The sequence below is a fragment of the Clostridium sp. genome, assembly GCF_050717635.1.
Classification (GTDB): Bacteria; Bacillota; Clostridia; order Clostridiales; family Clostridiaceae; genus Clostridium_AD.
Map to the genome: position 1 here is coordinate 24,262 of NZ_JBOITO010000001.1, position 23,056 is coordinate 47,317.

General features: G+C 29.5%; 19 protein-coding genes and 5 tRNA genes. 5 read left to right on the forward strand and 19 right to left on the reverse strand.

Features of this window, described 5'->3' with window-relative positions; translation table 11 throughout:
• Nucleotides 1-85: 85 nt before the first annotated feature.
• Entirely contained in the window at nucleotides 86-958 is an 873-nt protein-coding gene (locus tag ACREWB_RS00145) for a LysR family transcriptional regulator (protein WP_431545464.1), read from the forward strand.
• Between the two features lie 514 nt (nucleotides 959-1,472).
• Here ACREWB_RS00145 and ACREWB_RS00150 read toward each other — a convergent pair.
• The 5 genes from ACREWB_RS00150 to ACREWB_RS00170 all read right to left on the reverse strand — a co-directional run bounded on the left by ACREWB_RS00150 (nucleotide 1,473) and on the right by ACREWB_RS00170 (nucleotide 11,654).
• Complete coding sequence (locus ACREWB_RS00150; protein ID WP_431545465.1) at nucleotides 1,473-1,919, reverse strand: hypothetical protein; 447 nt, start codon at nucleotides 1,917-1,919, stop codon at nucleotides 1,473-1,475.
• Complete coding sequence (locus tag ACREWB_RS00155; RefSeq protein WP_431545466.1) at nucleotides 1,920-2,639, reverse strand: DUF3800 domain-containing protein; 720 nt, start codon at nucleotides 2,637-2,639, stop codon at nucleotides 1,920-1,922.
• A gap of 777 nt (nucleotides 2,640-3,416) precedes the next feature.
• On the reverse strand, nucleotides 3,417-6,080 hold the full coding sequence (locus ACREWB_RS00160) for a TrlF family AAA-like ATPase (protein WP_431545467.1): 2,664 nt from the start codon (nucleotides 6,078-6,080) through the stop codon (nucleotides 3,417-3,419).
• Nucleotides 6,081-6,701: 621 nt separating this feature from the next.
• A complete protein-coding gene (locus ACREWB_RS00165) occupies nucleotides 6,702-9,653 on the reverse strand; it encodes a type III restriction-modification system endonuclease (protein WP_431545468.1) in 2,952 nt (983 codons plus the stop codon).
• A gap of 15 nt (nucleotides 9,654-9,668) precedes the next feature.
• On the reverse strand, nucleotides 9,669-11,654 hold the full coding sequence (locus ACREWB_RS00170; RefSeq protein ID WP_431545469.1) for a site-specific DNA-methyltransferase: 1,986 nt from the start codon (nucleotides 11,652-11,654) through the stop codon (nucleotides 9,669-9,671).
• A gap of 508 nt (nucleotides 11,655-12,162) precedes the next feature.
• Here ACREWB_RS00170 and ACREWB_RS00175 point away from each other — a divergent pair.
• Nucleotides 12,163-12,480, forward strand: coding sequence for a hypothetical protein (locus ACREWB_RS00175; RefSeq protein WP_431545470.1), 318 nt, complete (start codon nucleotides 12,163-12,165; stop codon nucleotides 12,478-12,480).
• A 146-nt stretch (nucleotides 12,481-12,626) separates the two neighbouring features.
• Nucleotides 12,627-13,061, forward strand: a complete 435-nt coding sequence (locus ACREWB_RS00180) for a hypothetical protein (protein WP_431545471.1) — start codon at nucleotides 12,627-12,629, stop codon at nucleotides 13,059-13,061.
• A 135-nt stretch (nucleotides 13,062-13,196) separates the two neighbouring features.
• Here ACREWB_RS00180 and ACREWB_RS00185 read toward each other — a convergent pair whose 3' ends face one another.
• The 5 genes from ACREWB_RS00185 to ACREWB_RS00205 all read right to left on the reverse strand — a co-directional run bounded on the left by ACREWB_RS00185 (nucleotide 13,197) and on the right by ACREWB_RS00205 (nucleotide 16,424).
• Entirely contained in the window at nucleotides 13,197-13,601 is a 405-nt protein-coding gene (locus tag ACREWB_RS00185) for a hypothetical protein (protein ID WP_431545472.1), read from the reverse strand.
• Between the two features lie 1,043 nt (nucleotides 13,602-14,644).
• The gene (locus ACREWB_RS00190; protein ID WP_431545473.1) at nucleotides 14,645-15,091 is read right to left on the reverse strand and encodes a DUF5348 domain-containing protein; all 447 of its coding nucleotides are present in this window, start codon (nucleotides 15,089-15,091) and stop codon (nucleotides 14,645-14,647) included.
• A 14-nt stretch (nucleotides 15,092-15,105) separates the two neighbouring features.
• Nucleotides 15,106-15,903, reverse strand: coding sequence for a phage replisome organizer N-terminal domain-containing protein (locus tag ACREWB_RS00195; protein ID WP_431545474.1), 798 nt, complete (start codon nucleotides 15,901-15,903; stop codon nucleotides 15,106-15,108).
• 31 nt (nucleotides 15,904-15,934) lie between these two features.
• Nucleotides 15,935-16,135 carry a helix-turn-helix domain-containing protein gene (locus ACREWB_RS00200; protein ID WP_431545475.1) on the reverse strand — a complete coding sequence of 67 codons (201 nt, stop codon included), beginning with the start codon at nucleotides 16,133-16,135 and terminating at the stop codon, nucleotides 15,935-15,937.
• Nucleotides 16,136-16,223: 88 nt separating this feature from the next.
• Nucleotides 16,224-16,424: a helix-turn-helix transcriptional regulator gene (locus ACREWB_RS00205; protein ID WP_431545476.1), complete on the reverse strand. Its 201-nt coding sequence runs from the start codon at nucleotides 16,422-16,424 to the stop codon at nucleotides 16,224-16,226.
• A gap of 160 nt (nucleotides 16,425-16,584) precedes the next feature.
• Here ACREWB_RS00205 and ACREWB_RS00210 point away from each other — a divergent pair, with 160 nt between their 5' ends.
• Nucleotides 16,585-17,031, forward strand: coding sequence for a helix-turn-helix transcriptional regulator (locus ACREWB_RS00210; protein WP_431545477.1), 447 nt, complete (start codon nucleotides 16,585-16,587; stop codon nucleotides 17,029-17,031).
• Between the two features lie 97 nt (nucleotides 17,032-17,128).
• A complete protein-coding gene (locus tag ACREWB_RS00215; RefSeq protein ID WP_431545478.1) occupies nucleotides 17,129-18,361 on the forward strand; it encodes a tyrosine-type recombinase/integrase in 1,233 nt (410 codons plus the stop codon).
• A gap of 102 nt (nucleotides 18,362-18,463) precedes the next feature.
• On the opposite strand, the gene ACREWB_RS00220 is transcribed toward ACREWB_RS00215, so the two are convergent.
• The 9 genes from ACREWB_RS00220 to ACREWB_RS00260 all read right to left on the reverse strand — a co-directional run bounded on the left by ACREWB_RS00220 (nucleotide 18,464) and on the right by ACREWB_RS00260 (nucleotide 22,905).
• Nucleotides 18,464-18,540 (reverse strand) — tRNA-Arg (locus ACREWB_RS00220).
• A gap of 51 nt (nucleotides 18,541-18,591) precedes the next feature.
• Nucleotides 18,592-19,101, reverse strand: coding sequence for a GNAT family N-acetyltransferase (locus ACREWB_RS00225; RefSeq protein WP_431545479.1), 510 nt, complete (start codon nucleotides 19,099-19,101; stop codon nucleotides 18,592-18,594).
• A 79-nt stretch (nucleotides 19,102-19,180) separates the two neighbouring features.
• A tRNA-Ser gene (locus ACREWB_RS00230) sits at nucleotides 19,181-19,271 on the reverse strand.
• Nucleotides 19,272-19,303: 32 nt separating this feature from the next.
• A tRNA-Ser gene (locus ACREWB_RS00235) sits at nucleotides 19,304-19,394 on the reverse strand.
• A 121-nt stretch (nucleotides 19,395-19,515) separates the two neighbouring features.
• Nucleotides 19,516-19,606 (reverse strand) — tRNA-Ser (locus ACREWB_RS00240).
• A gap of 32 nt (nucleotides 19,607-19,638) precedes the next feature.
• Nucleotides 19,639-19,729 (reverse strand) — tRNA-Ser (locus tag ACREWB_RS00245).
• Nucleotides 19,730-19,931: 202 nt separating this feature from the next.
• Entirely contained in the window at nucleotides 19,932-21,215 is a 1,284-nt protein-coding gene (serS, locus tag ACREWB_RS00250) for a serine--tRNA ligase (RefSeq protein ID WP_431545480.1), read from the reverse strand.
• 13 nt (nucleotides 21,216-21,228) lie between these two features.
• A complete protein-coding gene (locus tag ACREWB_RS00255; protein ID WP_431545481.1) occupies nucleotides 21,229-21,504 on the reverse strand; it encodes a DUF1667 domain-containing protein in 276 nt (91 codons plus the stop codon).
• Between the two features lie 3 nt (nucleotides 21,505-21,507).
• Complete coding sequence (locus tag ACREWB_RS00260; protein WP_431545482.1) at nucleotides 21,508-22,905, reverse strand: NAD(P)/FAD-dependent oxidoreductase; 1,398 nt, start codon at nucleotides 22,903-22,905, stop codon at nucleotides 21,508-21,510.
• Between the last annotated feature and the right edge of the window lie 151 nt (nucleotides 22,906-23,056).

Consider the following 23,056-nt stretch of genomic DNA (forward strand, 5'->3'; position numbering starts at 1 on the left):
TATTTTATCACTTGAAAAAACTATTGTAAAATATTATAATGTTATTATAATCATAGGTATTTACCTATACATTGGAGTGATTAATATGACAATTCGTCATCTTACAATTTTTATTGAAGTCGCAGATCGTTGTAACATGAGCTTAGCTGCTAAAAACCTTTATATTTCTCAACCCTCAGTAAGCCAAGCTATTTCACAACTTGAAAATTTTTATGGGATTAAGATTTTTGAACGGCTTTCTAAAAAATTATATATAACAGGTGAAGGGACTCAGCTTTTAAGTTATGCAAGACATATTGTATCTCTATTTAATGAAATGGAAGAAAATTTTAAAAATAGCTCTAATACACTACTTAAAATTGGGGGAACTATTACAGTGGGTGCTTGCGTTATGAGTGATATAATAACTTGCTTTAATACTAAATATCCAGCTATACAAACTCAAATTCTCATTAATAATACCAGTATAATAGAATCAAAAATTTTGACTAACGCATTAGATATTGGTCTTGTTGAAGGTGAAGTAAAAAGTAAAGAAATAATATGCTTACCTGTTATTAAAGATAGACTTGTACTTATATGTAATAGAACTAACCCTTTTGCAAAAAGAACTTCCATAAATTTATCTGAACTTAATAACCAGCCTTTTATTCTAAGAGAAAAAGGCAGCGGCACAAGAGAGCTTTTCGAAAATTATATGAAAAATGCTAAACTTATTATACAGGAAAAATGGGTATGCAATAATTCAGATTCCATAAAACAAGCAGTTATAGCAGGACATGGCCTTTCCGTAATTTCAGAAAGGCTCCTTAAAGATGAACTTTCCCAAGGTACAATAGAAATAGTAAAAATAAACGATGTTACATTCAAAAGAAATTTTAGTGTTGCATATCACAAAAATAAATATCTATCTGAGTACTTAAATAAATTTATTGAAATATTAAAATCTTATCACTAAATAACCTTATTCATTTTAAGAAATAATCAAAAAAAATAAGAAGTACCTCAAAAAAATGAGGTACTTGCATTTGTTATGGTTCGTCGGACAGGAGTCGAACCTACTCTTGTACTCTTGTACTATTGATAATTGAACCACTAACTCGCTACTTCAGTGGTGAGTTAGTGGTTCTTTACGCTAGTAAAGACACCTTTATTGTTCTCCTCTTATCCTTTTAACCATACTATCTCTGTATAATTTCAAAATAAATGGTTATAATTAAATAATATTAGTTATAATGTGTAAAATTATTTATAATTGCATATAGTAATAGTGTAACACCCTTGACGCAACTTCAATAGCATATATGTTAACGCATAGCCATAGTAGTTGTGGTATATCAACTAAATGTACTCCAAACAGCAATAAATCTGTATTGCATTTGGCATTACATTGTGTTACACTTTATTCAAACAATCCTTTACTTATAGTTTGGGATATATAAAGGTTTCGACTACTGAACCCGAATCAGTGGTCATTTTTCTTTTTTGGTCCATTTAGGACTTGTCCTTATTTTTGTAGCGGTATGCCCGCTGTCGGCAACATATGCAGTAACAAACTTTGCCTTAATACCTTTTGTGAATCTTATAATGACAACATAATCATCTTCTGTTATTATAGCTACTCTTCTACTATTATCACAGGTTTTGCTTTTGCTATCATATCCCTCATATAACTCTGCATACTCATCTTGCAATACTGATTTTATCCAATCTATTCTCTCAGCTCTTTTTGTAGAAAACACATCCTTGCTACCACGTCTGTCACTACTTTCAAAGAATGCATGATCAAACATATCTGAATAGAAGTATACTTCTATTCCATTAAAAGTCTGCGTTAGACTACTCGCATCACAATAATTTTCTATAAAGTGCTGCCTATACTCTTCTATGTCTGTATATGAAATTAACTCTGGACGCATTTATTTATGCCCCCTGACACTTAAGTTTATATTGAACACATTGAACTTGCTTTCATTTCTACTAGTGTTGCCTATTTCACAACCCAAGTATTCCTCAATTCGCTTTACAATTCCTAATTTAGATGGTGATTGTCCCTTTTGTCCTAGATTATACTTATACCCTACTGCCCCCATAATTACATCTTCAAGCTGTAACAGAAGCGATTCTTTTGAATCAATAGCTTGTATTAACTTAACTAAATTGGTCCTATTAACCCTATTTAATATATCTCTAAGTTCCAATATACGGTTACTCATTTTGTTTACTTTATAATCCGTATATATGCTATAGCTATTATTAGTACTTGTCCAGTGATATATAAGTTGGTAGTAAAACTTATAAAATCCTAGTTCATGGTCATTGTCATTAAATAATTCCATATCAACCTTCGCAGCATCTACTACTACACACCTAAACCTCACTTCATTGTTGTAGCTAAAAAATAAATCTATAAGTTCTTCATAAAAGCTATATTTATTATTAGAAACATTATTCCATTTTATCTCACCATAGACACTATGCTTCGTCATTAATTCTTTGATCCTGTCCTTTAGCTCTTTCCTTATACTTTTATATATCCATATTCCTCCGATACAAATGTACCTATTAGTATCGTTTATCTGCTCCTTGTTACAGAACAGATCCTGTCTGCTCTCATCACAATATATCTCTATTTCCATGTACTCTAATCATCTACCATTTATGATGCATCAATACTAAGAATTATATCACAGAAATACATATACACACAATAAATCCAAATTGATTCATGGCCATTACTGCTGTTAATTCATCTATTGTCTATTGTTTATATCCCTCTTCAAAGTATCTTCATCTATTTCATGCAAGAAGATGCCGCTGTAAAGCTCAACAATCTAATGTTGAATAGTCCAATGGCTAAAGTCAACGCAACACATATAACTATAATTCCTACATCAATATAAACTAATAAATTTATACTGATGTTATCAAAATATTAGCATATGCAATTTTGTTAACTATTTAAGGTACGACAAAACCCAGTAACCATTACAGTTACTGGGTTTTTAATGGTGCGTCGGACAGGAGTCGAACCTGCGACCAACTGGTTCGTAGACATATTACATCATTTTTTGTGAATTAGCATCAATTTATTTCAACCCTTGAAACCACCTGTTTATGTACATTTAAAAGATTATATATGTTATTCACTCTTAATGAACTTTAAATATATTTTAGTATATTCCCGTCACACTTCCCGTCATTTTCATAATTATCAATTTAAGTGTGGTGTCATTTTTTTATAAGTGAAGAATGCAGACCCACTTGAACGCCATTCAGGAATCAAATGTTTTCTATTTCTTCATACATTCATTGTAACCATTTATTATAAACGTTTTAAGTTACATTTATATATTTTAAATACAATTTATCTCTTTATATTTTTCAAATCTGAACTCCCATTAGGTATTGAAAATCTATATACCATATATTTCTTTTCTTTTATTAAATGCTTTTTCGCTTCCCTCTAAAATACTACATGCCCTTTCTTTAGTTTTTTTACTATCTATTGCTCCTCTTTCCTTAATAATTGACTTTATACCAATGCTTTCTAATGGTATTATTAAATCTGCATCACCTAATACAGCAATATTAGCATTATGCGTAACAATTATAACCTGTCTGTGTTCTTTGATTCGTCTTAGAGCCTTTACTAATGTTTTGTAAATAAATTCGCTATCAAGATTATCCTCAGGTTGATCAATTATTAATGGCTGCTTACTATCAGAAAATAAAAGAATAGATAATAAAATTGATTGTTGTTGACCCAATGAAAGTTTTGAAAATTCTTTATTGAAATACTCATCTCCAACTTTTTTGGTTAATATTATATATGGCAAATCTTCAAATATTAAATCTTCCAAATCTAATTTTGTTTCAACTTTACCTAGTTCATCTATTATATCATTTGCCAATACATATGAAATAATTTGAAATCCTTCACTATCCTTTAAATTAGTTAATCTTGAAGTATCCCTTTTTTCTATAATATCTAACAAATCAAATAGTGATATGTTGTTTGTTATTATTGTTGCCTTCGTTACACTTGTTGTTCTCCATCCCATTGTTTCTTTTAAAAATTCTTGCAGTTTTAATGATAATAATCCTTTTTTGAACTTAACCGTAACAAAAAATTCTTTAATAGTTTCTTTTAAATTTTTAGTTAATATTTTAGAAAATTCACTTCTAATTTTATAAATATCATTTCGTATTTCTTTTCTTTCATCAACCATTTCATTTCTTTCCTCAAGTAATTTATTTAAATGAATTTCTTTTAATGCTATTATTTTTAATGTATTTGAATACTTCACACTATCTATTGTTATCTTATTTATAAAAACTAAATCCAATTTAATATTGCTCTTCAACAACTCGATTCTTTGAATTTCAATTTTATCCTGTATCTCCTTTTCTTTTGCCTGCCATGTTTTTGTGTACGTTAATAATTGACTAATAGTTTGGTCTAACTCACTTTGCAGCTTACTAGATATATTATCAACCTTTGTAGCGAATTCATTTAATACTAATTTTACATTATCAAACTCTTCTTTACCTATTATTAAATTATTTAAATCTGTATCTAATATTGAAGATATACAATTCTTATTAGACAATATAGATCTATATTCTTTTACTAGCTTATTTAAATTTTCGTTAATACTTTTCCTAAAATCTATCGCCACAGCTAAATTAGATTGTAGTTTTACAACTTCTCCTACCTTTTGGTCCTCCAAGGTTTTAATCTTTAAATCATTAATGATTTTTAAATTTTTAATCTCCTCTTTATTTTCAACCTCTTTAATTAGTATTTTTATTTCTTTTTTATTTTCTTTTAAATTTTCTATAATGGCTTTTTCTTCTAATTTAAGCTCATCTAAGTCTAATAAATTATCCATAAATGAAAGCAAAATTTGTGGATTTTTATCACAATGTTGTATTGTTTCCGCTGTTTCACCTTGTCCATAACTTTCAATTGGAATTTGCTTAATTCCCTCTATATTATCATCAACATTAACAACATCATTATTAGTAGCTTTACATAAATTATGAATACTATTTGTTTCATCTTTAAATGCCAAAGCTATATTGTCAGCCCATATTTCCGAATTTACTATATCTGTTTTAACATTATTTCCGGAAACAGCTCTCAATGACTCTAACATTGTAGATTTCCCTGTTCCTCTACCTCCGATAATACAAGTAAAATTTTTACTAAACCTTACTATTTGTTCATCAAGAAGTCCTCCATTAAGCTTCATTCCTAAGAAGTGTGGAAAAGTTTCAGGTATCGATTCCTCAATTCTTACTCTTGCTCCGCAATCCTTCAATGCTATCCTTAAAGAATCAAATGATAATTCATTCATTTTTATTCTTGTTAATTTTTTGTTACCAAGTATATTTTTACCAAGTGATTTAATTGTATGAGAATCTGAAGACATAACCTTAGCAATATTATAATCATTCTCTTCTTGAAGTTTTGTAATCCTATTTTTAAAAAACAACTTTCTATCATTATTCACATCTTCTAATGTATACCAATCATGATTGTCGATAGACGATATTTCTAAACCTAGTAGCGTATCATGCTTTACTATTTGCTCTTTATGTGGGGTATAACCTTCTATAGCAATTTCAAAGCCACCATTCGTATCAATATGTGCTGCTATTCCAAAGCCATTTAAAGTTTTTGCCTTATCTAAACATTCAAAAAATGATGTATTACATATTTTTTTATCTTCTGAAATACTTATTAAACTAATAAATTTATTTAAAGAATTAAAGTCTGGGCAATATATTAATAAATGCCCTTGTGGAGTAGATAACTCAACTCCTGGTATTACTAGAACACCCTTATCTTTGCCATACTTTACTGCACAATCAACATTTCCTATTGAATTATGATCAGTTATGCTAATAATTCTTAGATTTTCTTTTAATGCAATATCAATTATTTTTGAAGGAATCATATCTTCATCTATTACATCATAGGAACCTACTTCCCCATATGAATGAATATGCAAATCACTTCTATAGAATTCAGCACCTTGTAAACATGTATTTAATTCATTAACTATATTCATAAAAATCCACCTACCCTTTACTAAATATTTGTATTTTTATTACTTTTCTTATTACTTCAATATACTTATAAAAAACTTGTACAATTACATAATTCTTCATATATTTCAAATAACCTGCATAATTTTATTAAAATTGGTTTTTATAAAGCATCATAATACGACTTGCAACCGGTCTCTATAGTCATTCTTAAAAATATTTTTTTACAAGTCCCTGTTTGAGCCAAAATAATGACAGGAGTAGAAGGTTTCCAGTTGTAGTAATCCTCACTTGGAGAGATTCTAGGCCTTCCCTATTCATGTGTAAATATGTAGCTGTATATTTCTTTTTTGTACAGCTTTCAAAAAATATAACCCAGTAACCATTGCAATTACTGGGTTTATATGGTGCGTCGTACAGGAGTCGAACCTATGACCAACTGGTTCATAACAACTAGGCTTAATTGATTTTAAAAATCCTCCAATCCCTTACATATAGTCATTTTACTTTTTAATAAAGTTTAAATAATACCTATAAAATACAATCTATAAGGGTCAAAAAAGGGACACAATAAAATTAACTAGTTTGTTTTAGTAGCTCATATTACTGCTCCTTTTAAAAATGTATCTTTTATATGAGTATTATTAGGCTAATATCTCATTAACAATAGTCTTTATTTTTTTATTACTTAGTTGAGTTCTAAACTTCACATCGTAGCCATCTATCTTAAGTTGATTAAAGAAAACCACTGCACATTGAATTTTATCACCTTCAATACCCCTTAAGGAATTTTTATTCTCAACATCTTTTGTTTCAACTACTATATTAATCTCCTTTGTACCATCTTTCTTCTTAACAACATACATAAAGTCAGGGCTATAGGTACCTCCGTTAATGGTTGGTATTCTTATACTATTTCTTGGTATCTTACCAAAAACAACTACCTCGTCTATCTCTGCTTGAATATTATCATGCTCTAATGGTGAATCATAAGCAACAACATCATATAAGTATTTATCAAAAGCTTCACCAGCTACCATTTTTGTTCCAATTCTTCCTTGTTTAATAACCTTTTTTGCTGTACCATCCTTATTCGTAAGTGCTGTTGGATGTATTGGTAATCCTGTTTTTCTATAATTAAATCTACCTTGTAAGTTGTTTGATTTCCATTCATCAAACCCTTTAATTATATTAGTTGCTGAATATTCATTTATGTGTCTGTCTTGTATTTCATGACTCTTTGAATACTCAAGTATTGCTTTATGAATCAATGTTATAGGTATATTTGTTCTGTTACTTATTTTTATTAAAAACTCATTATAAGGCATAGTCTTTTCTATTGTGTAATAAATCCCTGAGCTTTCATCTATTATCATACCTTCATCTGTTCCATACACTTTTTGTCTTTTACTTGTTAGTATTACATCATCTAAAGTTCCTAGTTCCATAATATTTAATATAGCCTTAACAATTAAATCATCACTAAGCTCCTCATACTGGATAAGGTATTTTTGATTTAGTATTTCCCACAGTTCTTTTATCTCCTCGTACCTGTTCTTTCTTATATTCACCGGCCTTGGGTTATTTTTATTTTTATCCTTAACTTTTCCTTTTTGCAATCCACCTGCAAAATCTGGGTAATCATTATAAAATGCTTCTATATTTTCAAAATTAACATTTCTGTTTCTATCTATATATTTTTTTATCAATAATTCTATAAATAATTCATCTAAATCTTTCCCTAGTTTTCTTGCAACCCTTTCAATATCCTCTTCTGAAAGATTTATTATTTGTGGTAATTCATTATTTATCTGACTTACAAGTTTCTCTGCAAATTCTCTTTCCGTAAAGTCGACAATATAATTCAGGAAAAACTCTTCATTGGATATTCTATTACCATTTTCATCTACTGGAAGTCTTAATCCTCTACCTACTTCTTGAAGTTTACTATTTTCGCTACCACTCGAACGTAACTTTGCTATTGTAAATACATTTGGATTATCCCATCCTTCTTTTAAGGTCCATTTTGAGAAAAGAAATCTTCTAGTATTAAAGCTGCCATCTTCATTTTTTATGGTTAATAGTTTTTCTTTTTCAAATAGTATTTCATTAATTTCTTCTGCTATAGCTTCATCTGAATTACTATTATCCTGTGCAAAGTAACCTGCATGAGTTGCATTTATGTCTGCTTTTGATGCTAAAAGATACTCTTTATATTCCTCACTATCATATTCTGTTATCTCATCTAGCTCTTTATCTAATTTTTGTAGTAATAACCTTTCAAATGTATTCTTTAAGTATGTCTCCTTTTTACTCTTATCATCTTTTCTATATGAATGAATATCATCTATAAAAAATAGTGCTAGAGTTTTAATCTTGAATCTTCTATTAAAATTCTCTTTTTCGGTTTCAAAGTGACGATCTATTGACAGCTTTAGCATTTGTTCTTGATATGATGAAGAGTATATATCAGTACTAAACTCTTCTCCTTTATATTTAATTTGACCATTTGATAGTTCTATAAAATCTTTACCTATACCTGTAATTAAAATCCCTTCCAAGTCCGCTGTAACAATAGATAATGGATCATTTTTTTCAAGGGTATATACTACTGTCTTTTCACCTTCCTTAATGTATTGAAAATTAACAGAAGATTTATTAGCTAATGAAGTAATTTTAACTTTATCATTTTTTTTAGATATAGGCTCAAAATGTTCTTTACTTATCCCTTTAATTAAATTCTGATTAAAAGCATCACATGCACATAAATTATATAATAAATTATGGTAATCCTTTATTAATTTTTTCTTCTTACCCTCCTTTATTTCCTTATCTGGGAATGTGGCTCCAAAACGTATTATCATCTGAGGACAAATTTGTTTTTCTATAAAATCAAATGCCTTTTGTGTCTTAGTAAATCTATGTGGTTCATCTATTATCACAATGGGTTTTGTAGCTTTTATAGCATCACTTGGTTTATAAAAACCCTCTACAGCAGAGTCATAATCATCACGAACAAGCATACTATTTTTTTTATCCTGTAATAGGTGCATATTAGTAAGTAATACATGTATCTTATTAGTAACCTGATTAGACGAATTTACAAATTCACGCACTGCTGAAGGAAAATATTTCTTTCCTTTCTTTGTCTTTCTAGCCTCTAATATGTGAAGATCTATTTCACAATTATAACCACAATTGTCCTTAAAATGACTCTTAACATATGGTGATGTTATAAACTTTTCCGTGCCAGCCTTTATAGCTAAAGTGGGTACTACTATTATAAATTTATTAAACCCGTACTTTTTATGAAGTTCAAACATAGCTTCAGTATAAACATATGTTTTGCCTGTTCCTGTTTCCATCTTTATATCTAAATTCAAATAAGAATCTATTTCATCACTTCCTCTAAAACTTGGATGAACTTCTTTTTGAACTTCTTTAATATTGATTTTCAACTTTTTATTATTAATATCAAACGTAGGGTTCATAAATGATAAATTAGACTTATAAACGGTTATATCTTTAAATACACCGTTTAATAAGTCAATGGCTTTTTGTTGATGGGGTAAGTTACTCTTTAATATAATATCCATTATCCATCCCCCCTGTTAATAACGTGTAATTACATTAACTTTTAGGTTTTTTTCGCCATCATTAAGTAATCTCACATTATTTTTTATCATTTCAATTTGTGTCCATCCAAAGAAACTGTATCCAAATAAAACTATATTCTCTGGATTAAATCCTCCATCAACTTGATATTTTTCTAAAAGAGCTTTAATATTATCGTTAGATATTCCAGTTTTGATCATATATAAATGCTTTCCACATAAGTATGCTATATATCCACCTAAATCAACTTCCTTAGTATTTGCATTAAATCCATAACCGTCTTTGACTAGCCATGTTGCTAATACTGTAGCTGTACCAAAAGTATCTAATATACTTTGATCATCTAAGGCTGCATCCCTATCAAATTTTTCTAATTTATCTAAAGTATTTTCATTTGGCTCACACAGTTCATAGTGCTTAAATCCATAATCTATCTTTACCTCTGTGTTATCCTTTATACTCTTAGCAGCTCTAATTATACGCTCTATCCCTATTTGATCTAATGTATATTTTCTTCCTACTGAATCTAGAAAATCAATTGTTGTCTGTATTTTTTTTCTGTAGTTTGCTGTAGCGTTTTCCATCCTTTTATCTAGATTATCCGGTATTTGTATTAAAATATACTTTCGTTTACCATCATCATTAGCGTTTAGTTCCATTATAGAATGAGCTGTTGATGCTGAACCTGAAAAGAAATCTACAATAATAGCATCCTTATCCTGTTGAACAGCTAAATTAATTAATCGTTTTATTAATTTAGTAGGCTTTGGTGTATCAAAATAAGATTTACCGTTAAATAATTTTTGTTGCTCTTTTGTTGCGTTAGTTGCCGTTCCTGAATATTCGCCTGTAAACCAAGTATTATCAACAGAACCAAATTTTTTCTTCTCTTCATAGAAAACTTTTAGTTGAGGTTTTGAATTCCCAGTTTGACCAAAAACTATCCTATTATCCTTATATAACTTGTTGTAATTATTCTCCTCTGTAGACCAATGTCTGCCTTCTGGTGGGTAATATTCCACACCAGTATTAGGGTTTTTTATAGGATATGTTAAATTAACCCTTACCTCTGGTGCATCAAAAGGATCCGCCTTCCATAATCCTCTTAGATCGTTATCTGGATTAGAAAATTTACCTTTATCTAATTGCAATGGCAAGCATGCAAAATTATTCAACTTATACCATATGTTGATATTATTAGGCTTTAGCCTTCTATTTTCTTGTCGTCTTTTTTTTGCATATAACAGAACATATTCATGATTTACACTTATATCTGTATCATTCTGAATAGATGTTCTTGATTGCCATGCCAATGACGTTACAAAATTTTCTTCGCCAAATATGTCATCACACAACACTTTTAAATTTGCTTGTTCATTGTCATCTATAGATATAAAAATAACACCATCATCTTCAAGTAAATTTCTTGCTAAAACTAATCTAGGATACATAAATGTAAGCCACGCTGAATGAGAAGACGCCCCTTTAGTTGCCATATCAATTGTTTTTTCTGCCTGTGTTTCATCTATACTTAATCGTTCAACTAAGTCATTAACTGTAAATTTAAAATTATCATTGTAAACAAATCCATCAGTTCCTGTATTATATGGAGGATCTATATATATACATTTAACTTTTTCTGAATATGACTTTAATAGATGTTTTAACCCATCTAAATTGTCACCACTAATATAAACATTGTTACTATCCCTATTTTCTTCTTTCTCGTTATGCTCTAAATCCGGCTTAATTACTGTAGTTGTATCTACTGAAGCCAATAATTTAGCATAACTTTTCCCTAAGAAATTTAGCTCATATCCTTCTCTTGTAACCTCTACTTTATCTTTTAGCATATTAGCTAAATTTTCTATATCAAAGCTTCCATCTTTTTTAAAACAACCTGGAAAGTGTTCCTTTAAAAAAATTATTTCTTTATCATTAATACCTACTTCTTCATTTGCTTTTATAATATCATCTATCATTATTAATCCTCCTGCAATGTTTTTTCTAGTTCAAAATTTGATGGTTTTATATTTTATTATTTTCCATATGTTTTATAAGTTCTATATTTATTAAATCCATGCTTTTATACTCTTTGTATCCTTCTTGTTCTCTCCTTTTAAGTTATTACTATCAATTTTAAACTCACTTAAATCATATTGATTTTTAGTCAATTTAGTGCTAGTATATCTCTATTACTTTTATATTCAATCACTTTAATAATAGATTTAGTGTACAATTAGTATGTTTTATTGGTTCCAGCACATGTGATTTATTAAATCCTTGTTTATCTATATTTTCACCTCATTACTTTTAATTCTATCAAAAGTGTTAAAAACCTTTAAAATAAAAACACCCTGTACTTAAACAGAGTGTATAAGCATAGTTTTGTGCAATACCTGTCTTGCAGTTTTTACTACGCAGTAACTATTGAAAGTGATAACACGAATAATATTATTTGACAACTGACTAATATGGTATTGAAGTAATATGTATGAAAGGTATGAATTGGTGTTAAAAGTGAAGGAAATGCACATAATTTATATATTATTAAAATTTCAAAGTATTGTAGAATATTATATGATAATATTAACATTAAAACAAGGTTATGTGGAGAGGGATAAAATGACGCAACCAAGAAGATGTATAGAAGAGGTATCTGATGCTCTAATAGCATTAGGATGCACTGGGTCTTTAGATAAAATTTATGATGAAATCTCAAATAGAAATATTATGAATTTTACAGAAAATCCGGATTGGAATGCAACAGTAAGAAGACTCTTGGAACAAAACTCTAGCGATTCTTAGGCAATGATGACCGTTTTCACAATGTAAGTGGCATAGGAAATGGAATTTGGGGATTAAGATAATAAACAATATATAAACATTAATCTCTACATTTATTTAAAATAATATGCAAATCAATATATATTAATTCATAAGGAGAACATATTATGCTTATTAAAAAATGTGTTATTGAACTAGAGAATGTATCACTTGAAGATCTTCAAAATTTGGAAACTTTTCTTAATAATATTAAAGTAAAGAATACCATTTTAAAGGACACCGTTAACAACGATAATACTGGTATGTATCGATTAAAAAAATTTAGAGATAATCTTACGGAAAAGCAAACTGAAGTTTTTGATTTTTTTATGAAGAATCCAGGTCCAATATACGGAAATGATATACGAGAAGCTTTACCTATTCTTCGGCGTCATGGGGCCTTGCCAGGTGTATTCAAAGTTACAAAACGTTGGGTACCTTTAGGTGGCCTAGAAATAGAATCTCCATTTTTTAAAACTGATTGGGATGTGGTAAGACACTGCGGTAAATACAGGGGACTAACTATTGAGGAAATCAAATATCTAAGACAACCAACCTATTAAGTAATTAACTAATAAGACTACATTCCTTTAAAATAATTTGAAGGAATGTAGTCTTATTAGTGCTTTGATGTGTTTTTAATTTAATTCAATTATTAGTGTGCTACATTTACATTGTTTTTAAGTACCTTTTCACTTTTAAATATCATTCTCAAAATCCGCTGCTTTTGTTCTCATATATGATACAGCTTTACATCTAGCTTTCTCATACATTGTCCTTACATCTTTTCTCCGTTCTATTGGAATAAGGTCCATTAAAGCCTGAACGTTTAAAAATGCTGCTGTTGCACTCATATGTCCAGATTTACTAGCAATCCTCGCTAATCGCTCAATGTTTGGCTTTAATACGACCTCCATTTGTTTCCTTACTATTGAAGTCATCATATCTTCACTATCACCAACATATTCTTTTGCTAATCCCTTTTTTATAAGTTCTCTTGAAACCTCAGCTATACTATTACCTGTAGATTCTGAAATTTGTTTTATTGAATTGTAAGTTTTATCATCTAAACATAAGCTATATCTTTTAAATGTAATTGGCATACAAAACACTCCTTTTTTTTAAAATTCACCACCTATAAACGTTGGTATTAAAGTATTCCAAGCATAAATAATGAATAAGTTCACCACTTACCGACTGAAAAAAATGTGTTTTCACCACTAATCAAATCATTGGTATTACAGGCTTTGCCTGTAATTTGTGACTTGGCGTTCACCGCCCTTATCCTGCCTTTTCTCTTCTTACTACGCTTACCTTAGATTACTTTGCTATATTTTTCCTTTAAATCTGTTTTTAAAAGCAACAAACCGGCAGACAGCTCTTAAGCAATATCCTAAACATTTTCCCTAAACACATACCATAAATCCCATAGCAGCTATACACATTATTGTGTATACCTCTTTTTATTTTACTATTACACTAAATTTCTCCTTGAAGATTTCTAACACTTGATCAGCTCCTTTGATTACATCAACCCTTATATAGAATTATATTCTCATAAAAACGCCTTTAATTAACTTGAAATTACATAGTAAACATTTTATGTATAGCCTATTCACTAAAAATCTCTATTGAGATCTCTATTGTATTACTTTTATTTAGCATGAAATTCGCATATATTAAAAGTTATTGAGATTTCTATTGGACCCTTACCTTAAAACCTTGGTACGACTAGCCTAAGTGCTATTGAGTTTTCTATTGCATTACTTATATTTACCAAGATAAAATAATAGGTGTTGATACTACAAATAAATTTGTTAAATAGAGTTAATGAATGACTTTAGTATTTTTGTGACCGTTGGTAAATAAAGATTCCTAACCTGGTTAGGATAAACTTATAGGGGTAGTATCTGCATATTGATCATATATACCATTTAAACAATATTAGTAATTCGATGGTATTCTACACCCTTCAGACACGTGCGCAGCTAAAGTTTAATTTTAGGTATCAATAAACTAACCAGTAGTCTTAAAAGATCTACTGGTTAGTTTATTATTGAATATTGCCCTATTCATAGATTAACTCGCCCATTTACTATTTTTTATTTAATTATATCATTCAATATTATTATTTTTCTTTTCACTTTTACTCACCTACTCTTTGTCTTGCTATCATTCCACTATAAATCTTGGGATTACCTGGACCATAAAAATAATATTCATCACTATACTCTACTCTTCCTGAATACCAACCTTCTTCACGTTCTACATCCGGTCTATCATTTTTTAAATAAATTTCAAGAGAACTTCCACAGCTTAAAGGGTATGAAGTCGTACCATCTTTATATTTTATTTCGAATTTTCCACTTGAGTTTTCTCTTAAGTATCCATCCTTAGTAGGTTTTGAAAAATAAATTATAATCCTTTTTGCATCATTTAATTTTTCAGATGCTTTATAAATTGCATGCCTAATTTCACTTTCTTCCATAGTTTCGCAATCTAAACACATAATTTTGTCTAATACATTATCAAGGTTACCTGCAATTAAACTAATTTCCTTTAAGTGCTCTATATACAAATCATTTCTAATCAAATCCATCCCCCCACTTAGTTATTCCAACCCAGTAATTTTTTCTCTAAGTCATCAAAATCATAGGTTCTTTGTTCATAATCATTAAATGTGTGTTTAGGTTCATTATACTTAGGTTCTTTATATACTCCTTTTTTAACCATTTCTTTTAACCATGCAACCATATTTTTTATCCTCTGTGTTTTTGAAAAACTATAAATATCCATTATGTGCTTCAAATTCCCATTTGCATTAAAATAAATATCCTTTGCTTGTTCATCTGTTAAGTTTATGTCTTTTAATAAGCGTTTAAGTTCTTCTATTTCATTCATTCTAACAACAGTTGTTGTATATGGTTCTTTATCTAGTTCTTTATCTAGTTCTTGTTCTGTTGCGTTATCTAACGTTACTATAACGTTATCAGTAACGTTACCTTGATTTAGTTGAAATACTTTCTTTTTATTTCTAAATCTAGACTGCCTGGCATTATTTTGTTCTCGTATTTTATCTAGTCCTTCAATATTTTGATGCTTGCTCCAATTTACAATATCCAAAACATCAGACTCTATTGTGAGCATTCCAAAACCTTCTAATGTTCTTAATGCTAATCTAATTGAATTAATAGGTCTGTTAAAAATAGTTGATAACATTTCTTCACTGTATGGAATGTTCTGAGTTAAAAAAATCAACCCATTAGCATTTGTTTTACCTGCTTGTACAAGCAACCTTATCCATACGTAATGAATAGTATCTCTTTCAGGCATAGCATCTATAAGCTTAATTTTTTCATCTTCAAACATATTAGTAGTTATCTTTATCCACTTGACTCCTGACATAAACCTACTCCTTCCTTTGCTCAGCAACTGTTCATATGTCAAATTTACCTTCTAAAAAACGATTTAATGCTAATTCAGATACCAAGTATCGTTTTCCTATTTTTATAGCTTTAAGCTTACCTAATGCAATTGCCCTATACAAACTAGTTTTTGTTATGCCTTTTGGTTTTAAAATGCTTTCTATTTCATCAATATTGTAAATAATTGATATTGCCACACTATCACTCTCCATTTTAATAAATTTTTATTTTATATATTCTTCTTAGTCTATTTTATATAGTGCTTATACTATTTGTAGAAATATAATATATTTATAATCATTATTTTACCTCCTCATCTTTAAAAAATAATTCTTGTACAGGAGTCCTTAATATAAGTGACAGTTTTTTCATAGTTTTTACTGACGGCGTCCTTTTGTCATTTTCTATATAGTATAAATAGGTCCTACTAATATCCGCCTTTTCACATATATACTTTTTAGTTACACCTATTTCTAAAATAACTTTTGATATGAAATTCATATTATCCCCTCCTGTTAACTCTTAGTTAACAATATCATTAACTTACAGTTAATGCAATAGCTTTTATAAATTTTTTTATAATTAGACTACTTTAATTTAATATATAGACTTTTATCATTAACTGTTAGATAATAAGTATATATAGTTGGGAGTGGTAAATTTGAATAATGTACTTGGTGAAAAAATTAAAAAGTATAGAATTAAAAATAAAATTGGTGTTAATGAACTGGGACGAAAGATTAATATTTCAGGTGCATATATTAGTTCTCTAGAAAACGGGAAAAAGAAAAATCCTAGCATAAATGTGCTGCTTAGAATATGTGACGCATTAAAAATTAGCATGTTTGATATTTTGGAAGGAGATTCTTTTTCTGAAGATGTTAATATAGAACTATATAAAAGGTTAAGAGAAACAACTTCAGCAAAAGAGCTTCTTGAACTTGCTTTTTTACAAAACTATAGCTTTAGCCATAAACTAGAAATTTGTACTTCATCTAGAGAAGAAGAAACTGAATTTTTTAATATGTTCGGAGAATATATAGATAGCTATTTAAAATCTCAAGAACTGTTAACTATGCCGTGGATTGAACCTAATTCTGATGACTAATCTAGACCTATATCAAAATACAGTTAGAAAGTTCTTTTCCTTTGCAATTTCTGTAGTAATTTGATAAATATAAAAATAAGTATCATGAGGTGAATATATGTCAGTAACTATAAGAGACTACTACTCCAAAAGACTTAAAAAGAAGACCTTTGCTTATGAAATCGAGATTACAACACAACAGAAGCGAATTAGAGAAGCAAAGAGAGGTTTTTTGACCAAAACATCTGCACGTGATGAAGGAGAGAGAAGAGAACTTGAGATTAAGAAAAAAGCCCAACAAGGATATGATATTTCTGATATTGTAAATAAAGATAAAACCAAAATAACCGTTAAAGAACTTTTAGAACTATGGTTAGCTACAAAAAAAATTAATATAACTAACAAAACTTATTTATACTATGAAAACTGCATACGCATGATAAATATAGATTTTAGCTCAATAAAAGCTTTCAAATTGAAAACTGAAAGTATAGAGCTTGCTTTAAACAAACTTGTAGAGCAAGGTATTAGCCCCACTACTGCAAGTCACTATTATACTGTTTTAAATACTGCATATACCTGGGGGGTTACTAGGAATTATATACCTAAAAACCCATGTACATTAATTAAAAAACCTAAGAGATCTAAATTAGAAATGAAAGTTTATAATCAAGTTCAACTTGATAAGCTTTTGGGTGCAATTAAAAGTATGACTGTTTATATACCTGTAATGTTAGCATCTACGACAGGAATGAGACTAGGTGAAATATGTGGTCTTAGATGGAAGGATGTTGACCTGCATAATAAATTTATTGAATTAAAAGACCAGCTTCAAGAGGTAGATAATAAGCTTAGATTGGTATCGCTTAAAACGGCTAGCAGTAAGAGAAAAATCATTTTATTAGATTATACTTTAGATGCTTTAAAAGAACTAAAGCGTAAGCAGGAAGAGAATAACAAATACTTTGGTGACAATTATAATAAGGCAGGTTATGTCGTGTGCCAAAACAATGGTGAGCCTTATAACCCAGCATATGTAAGTAGAAACTATAAAAGAGTTATGAAAGAATATAAGCATAAGGTTAATATTGATAATGAAAACAAAGAATTAAGCTTGTATGAACTCCTGGACATCCCTTTAATAAGATTCCATGATTTGAGGCATACCCACGCTACTATATTATTAAAAGCAAATATTCATCCTAAAATAGTGGCTGAAAGGTTAGGTCATTCAGATATTAAAATGACGCTTCAAACCTATTCACATATACTTCCAGATATGCAGCAGCAATCAATAGATATATTAAACAAAATTATGAAAGAAGACAAAAATAAAGTACCCCTTAAATAGAGATATTTTCATTTTGCATCTCGTTTCCCGTCAAATTGCCCCGTCAAATGAAAAATGCCAAGAGTTTAATTTCTTAAACTCTTGGCATTACTAGGTTTTTGATGGTGCGTAGGAAGGGATTCGAACCCCCGGCCAACTGGTTCGTAGCCAGCTACTCTATCCAACTGAGCTACCAACGCATAAACATCATTATTATACTAACATATTATATAGCAAGAGTAAAGATTTATTTACACAACAAACTTCTCTTTAAAAATCCCCATAATAATTACATCCCTATAACTCCCACTAGAAACGCAATTCTTTCCTTCTTCTAAAAAACCACATTTCTTGTAGCAATAAATTGCTCTTAAATTAAATTTTAGTACTTCGAGTTCTACTTTATGTGCATCTATATCTATAAACAAATATTTTAATAAAGTCTTTATAGAATCTTGTCCGTACCCTCTGTTCCAAAAACTTTTGCCTATAGTTATACCTATAGTATATACATTTTTACATTCATTAACTTCTTTATAAGTTATGTATCCTACAACAATACCTTTTTCATTTAAAATACTAAGATATTTCTTATCAAGGTTAATAAATTCATTAAAATTATTTAATATAATTTCTTTAGATGGAGGCAATATAAATTTTCTATCAAGTCTTCTAAGCTCTTCGTCAGACCAAATATCATAAAATATATTTATATCTCCTCTTTCAACACTTCTAAGTGATACATTATTACTTTTTAGCATGTTACCCCCTGTTTTATTATATTATACAATTTTTATAGACTATAATAAAAAAAAACACCTAACAAATGTTAGATGTTTTTGGCGGAGAAAGAGGGATTTGAACCCTCGTACCGGTTTCCCAGTCTACACCCTTAGCAGGGGCGCCTCTTTAGCCACTTGAGTATTTCTCCATGGCATTATTTATCTGTATCTATAAAAAAAATGGCGGAGGAAGTGGGATTCGAACCCACGGAACGCTTTCACGTTCGTCGGTTTTCAAGACCGGTGCCTTAAACCAACTCGACCATCCCTCCGTATTTTCTAACGACAAGTTTTATTATATCAGCATGTTTATATCATGTCAATATATTTCTTTGTTTTAGTGGTTTTATTCTATACTTAAAAAAAATCATCTAACAAATGTTAGATGATTTCTGGCGGAGAAAGAGGGATTTGAACCCTCGTACCGGTTTCCCAGTCTACACCCTTAGCAGGGGCGCCTCTTTAGCCACTTGAGTATTTCTCCATGGCATTATTTATCTGTATCTATAAAAAAAATGGCGGAGGAAGTGGGATTCGAACCCACGGAACGCTTTCACGTTCGTCGGTTTTCAAGACCGGTGCCTTAAACCAACTCGACCATCCCTCCGTATTTTCTAACAACAAAATTTATTATATCAGCATAAATATTCTCTGTCAACATATTTATATTTTTTTATTTTTTTATTTTTTTATCTTTATATTTTTTTATATTTTTTTATATTTTTAAAAATAAATAAACAACTTAATATTAAATCATTAAGTTATTTATTTATACAATTATCCTTTAACTATAATATTAATCTAATCACTTATTTAGTAATTAGTGTTTTTCCACCCATGTATGGTAATAAAACATCTGGAATAGTTATTGCTCCATCTTCTTTTTGATAATTTTCAAGTACTGCAGCTAAAGCTCTTCCTATAGCTACTCCTGATCCATTTAATGTATGTATGTACTTAGGTTTACCCTTTTTATCATCTTTGTATCTAATGTTTGCACGCCTTGATTGGAAATCCTCAAAATTACTACAACTTGATATTTCAACATATTTATTATAACTTGGCATCCAAACCTCGATATCATATTTTAATGATGCTGTAAATCCTAAATCACCTTTACATATTGCAACTACTCTGTAAGGCAGCTTAAGTCCTTGTAACACTGATTCTGCGTCAGCAATTAATTTTTCAAGTTCTGCATAAGAATCCTCAGGTTTTGTGAATTTAAGAAGTTCTACTTTATTAAATTGATGCTGCCTTATTAGCCCTCTAGTATCCCTTCCAGCTGACCCTGCCTCTGATCTAAAGCAAGCACTATAAGCAACATGCTTTATTGGTAAATCTTCACCATTTAATATCTCATCTCTATAAATGTTAGTCACCGGTACTTCTGCTGTTGGTATTAGAAAATAGTCTGTATTAGCCACTTTAAAGGCATCTTCTTCAAATTTAGGTAGCTGACCAGTACCAATCATACTTTGCCTGTTAACCATATACGGGGGCAATATTTCAGTGTATCCATTTTTATCCACATGGCAATCTAAAAAGTAACTAATTAATGCTCTTTCAAGTCTTGCTCCCTGGCCCTTATACACTGTGAATCTTGATCCCGTAACCTTTCCACCTCTTTCAAAATCTAAAATATCATTGCTTACCCCTAAATCCCAATGAGCTTTAATATCAAACTTAAAATTTTTCGGCTGCCCCCATTTTCTTATTTCAACATTATCTTCCTCCGTGCTTCCTACAGGTACATTTTTATTGGGTATATTGGGAATTCTTAACATTATATATTTGATTTTTTCATCAAATTCAGATAGCTGAATATCAAAATCTTTAATTTCATCTGATAAATTTTTCATCTCGTTCATTATTTCTTCTATATTTTCTCCGTTTTTCTTAAGCTTTGGTATAATAGCAGATTGGGTATTTCGTTTATTCTTTAATTCTTCAACCTCCATTAAAATATCTCTTCTTTTTTTATCAAGAGATACAACCTCATCGATTACCGATAAATCGAAATTTTCCCCTCTATCCGATAATAACTCTTTTATTTCTTCTGGATTATTTCTTATTCTTTTTAAATCTAACATAATTATTCCTCCTTCAATCTATATTTCTTTCTATATTCTTTGTGCAAATAATATCAACTCTAGTATTAAGTATATTCTTGCACACTACATCGCCGATTTTTAAAGGTGGCCCTACATGTATCCTACTTAATGCTTTAGAACATTCAATCCACAACTTCTTGTTAATAGGTTTACTGCTTTTTACTGGAACTACGTTAAATGAATTTGAGCCTTTTATTCTAACCAAAGTTGTTAATATCGCTTCATTTTCAATAAAATCCAAACTAGATTCTTCTATCAAATAGCTCATCTCCTACATACTATCAAATTCTTTTATTCTATATAACACAATATTAGAATTTTTCGAGTCCTTAACTATATCTGGGACCATTTTGTTTGTTTCTCTTGCCAAAATAGAAACAATTTTGTTTAAGCAATGTGAACCCTGGCAATTTCCAAAGGCTGCACCTGTTCTCCTTTTAACTCCTTCTACTGTCCGAGCGCCTAAAGGTCTCCTTATAGCATCAACTATTTCCCCTTCAGTTACTTTTTCACATGCACATATTATTTTACCATATTTTTCGTCTAGTTTAATAATCTTTTTTCTTTCTTCGTCACACATTTCTCTAAATTTATAGTATTCGCGCCTATTATCATTAAAATCTTTCTTGTGCTTACATTTCATTTTACTAACTACACTTTCACACACTATACTTGCTATAGCTGGCGTCATAGTAACTTGACCATAGTGTTTCCCCTTAATTTGAATAAGCCCGTTATCTATGTCACTATCATCTATTACCATATGCTCCTCAAAAAAAGGCCACTCAGAAAACATTTTAACATCCATGCTATCTACACCACTTGTTATTTTAGATACTCTACCTACTACCTCATTATAACTAGCGTTCTCCTTTGTACTAATTGCAGCTACAGTATCTCCCTCCATAGTTGGAAGAGTATAAATTCTTTGACCTTCAGAATCAAACATAAATAGCGCATGAGAAAACCTTGCTTTTTTATTATTATCTAAGAGTAAATATTTTAACATTCCCTCATTATTACTCTCATTTAATTTTTTTTCATTTACTATACTGTAATTCTCTGAAGAAGTTGTATTTATTACTATTTTACAAGTTAATGTGTTTTTATTAGTAATTACTCTAAATCCTTTTGTTATCTTTTGAATATCTATTACTTCTTCTTCTAATTTAAATTTTACATCGTTATCAAAAGCTACTTCGCCATAAGCTAATGCTAAGTCAAATGGGCAAATTACACCAGTATTTTTAGAATATAATGCTTTTTTTATATCTACATTTAAATTTGGTTCCATTTCATATATGTATTCTGGTTGTAAAAGTTGTACATCCTTTGTCTTTCTATTTAGTGCTCTATTATATATGTTTTGAATCATATTAACCTCTTCATCTGTTTGAGCAATTATTAGTGAACCACATCTTTTAAAAGGAACGTTAAATTTAGCGGTTATTGTATCCATCATTTTATTTCCCATTCGTTCAAGTTTCGAAGTTAATGTATCTTCACTTTCAACACCATCATATATCATAGCAGTGTTTATTAGTGCTACATCATCAGCTATATCATAGTCTTTTTCAATAACAGCTATATTAAGATTGTATTTAGATATCTCATAAGCCACAGCGCAGCCTATTATACCTCCACCCAAAATAAGTACATCATAATCCATTGTAACCCTCCACTATAAGGCAAAACTATTTTACCTCACATTATTATTATATCCTTTTTTTTAAGATAAGGCTAAATATCTTTAAAAATTAAAAAACTCACTAAAAAAAGAAGAACAATTTTCTATTCTTCTTTTCACAAGTATTTTAGAA

Coding starts and splice junctions, on each gene's coding strand:
- ACREWB_RS00145 (WP_431545464.1), top strand. CDS start 86: ATGACAATTCGTCATCTTACAATTTTTATTGAAGTCGCAGATCGTTGT.
- ACREWB_RS00150 (WP_431545465.1), bottom strand. CDS start 1,919: ATGCGTCCAGAGTTAATTTCATATACAGACATAGAAGAGTATAGGCAG.
- ACREWB_RS00155 (WP_431545466.1), bottom strand. CDS start 2,639: ATGGAAATAGAGATATATTGTGATGAGAGCAGACAGGATCTGTTCTGT.
- ACREWB_RS00160 (WP_431545467.1), bottom strand. CDS start 6,080: ATGAATATAGTTAATGAATTAAATACATGTTTACAAGGTGCTGAATTC.
- ACREWB_RS00165 (WP_431545468.1), bottom strand. CDS start 9,653: ATGGATATTATATTAAAGAGTAACTTACCCCATCAACAAAAAGCCATT.
- ACREWB_RS00170 (WP_431545469.1), bottom strand. CDS start 11,654: ATGATAGATGATATTATAAAAGCAAATGAAGAAGTAGGTATTAATGAT.
- ACREWB_RS00175 (WP_431545470.1), top strand. CDS start 12,163: ATGTATGAAAGGTATGAATTGGTGTTAAAAGTGAAGGAAATGCACATA.
- ACREWB_RS00180 (WP_431545471.1), top strand. CDS start 12,627: ATGCTTATTAAAAAATGTGTTATTGAACTAGAGAATGTATCACTTGAA.
- ACREWB_RS00185 (WP_431545472.1), bottom strand. CDS start 13,601: ATGCCAATTACATTTAAAAGATATAGCTTATGTTTAGATGATAAAACT.
- ACREWB_RS00195 (WP_431545474.1), bottom strand. CDS start 15,903: ATGTCAGGAGTCAAGTGGATAAAGATAACTACTAATATGTTTGAAGAT.
- ACREWB_RS00200 (WP_431545475.1), bottom strand. CDS start 16,135: ATGGAGAGTGATAGTGTGGCAATATCAATTATTTACAATATTGATGAA.
- ACREWB_RS00205 (WP_431545476.1), bottom strand. CDS start 16,424: ATGAATTTCATATCAAAAGTTATTTTAGAAATAGGTGTAACTAAAAAG.
- ACREWB_RS00215 (WP_431545478.1), top strand. CDS start 17,129: ATGTCAGTAACTATAAGAGACTACTACTCCAAAAGACTTAAAAAGAAG.
- ACREWB_RS00225 (WP_431545479.1), bottom strand. CDS start 19,101: ATGCTAAAAAGTAATAATGTATCACTTAGAAGTGTTGAAAGAGGAGAT.
- serS (WP_431545480.1), bottom strand. CDS start 21,215: ATGTTAGATTTAAAAAGAATAAGAAATAATCCAGAAGAAATAAAAGAG.
- ACREWB_RS00255 (WP_431545481.1), bottom strand. CDS start 21,504: ATGAGCTATTTGATAGAAGAATCTAGTTTGGATTTTATTGAAAATGAA.
- ACREWB_RS00260 (WP_431545482.1), bottom strand. CDS start 22,905: ATGGATTATGATGTACTTATTTTGGGTGGAGGTATAATAGGCTGCGCT.